The 232-nt window shown below is 67.7% G+C and carries 1 protein-coding gene; it reads right to left on the reverse strand.

From position 1 onward, the window contains the following. Positions 1-232: LysR substrate-binding domain-containing protein (locus tag FQ664_RS27075; RefSeq protein WP_256676133.1), on the reverse strand; the 232-nt coding region annotated here is incomplete at both ends.

Consider the following 232-nt stretch of genomic DNA (forward strand, 5'->3'; position numbering starts at 1 on the left):
CCTGAGGGTCGGTGTTCAGTGGCGCGTCGACGGCGAAGTCCAGGCGCCCGGCGGCCAGTTCCTTGGTGGTCTCGCGGCGCTTGCACAGGAAACTCTCGATCACCAGCGCCGGGGCGAGCCGCCGCAGGCGCTGGAACAGCGGTGGCAGGATCACCGCCTCGGTGAGGTCGGTCATGCTGATGCGGAAGGTCTTGCTCGCCTGCAGCGGGGTGAAGATGCGGCTTTCCTGTAC

It is taken from the genome of Pseudomonas persica, from assembly GCF_900291015.1.
In the GTDB taxonomy this organism is placed as follows: domain Bacteria; phylum Pseudomonadota; class Gammaproteobacteria; order Pseudomonadales; family Pseudomonadaceae; genus Aquipseudomonas.